At 63.0% G+C, this 216-nt stretch carries 1 protein-coding gene; it reads left to right on the forward strand.

Annotation, left to right across the window (positions count from 1 at the left end; genetic code table 11):
• The coding region (locus GSQ92_RS29160) for an IS66 family transposase zinc-finger binding domain-containing protein (RefSeq protein ID WP_174247861.1) at positions 1–216 on the forward strand (216 nt) is incomplete at both ends.

Consider the following 216-nt stretch of genomic DNA (forward strand, 5'->3'; position numbering starts at 1 on the left):
ATCGACCCGCCGACAGCCTGCGCGTGCTGCGGTGGGAACCGGCTCCGCAGGCTCGGCGAAGACGTGACCCGTACGCTGAAATCAATTCCCCGGCAGTGGAAAGTCATCGACACCGTGCGGGAGAAGTTCACGTGTCGCGATTGCGAGAAGGTCAGCCAGACACCCGCACCGTTCCATGTAATTCCCCGAGGATGGGCGAAGCTGGCCAAGGTTCCG

Source organism: Acidisoma sp. S159, from assembly GCF_009766125.1.
Classification (GTDB): domain Bacteria; phylum Pseudomonadota; class Alphaproteobacteria; order Acetobacterales; family Acetobacteraceae; genus Acidisoma.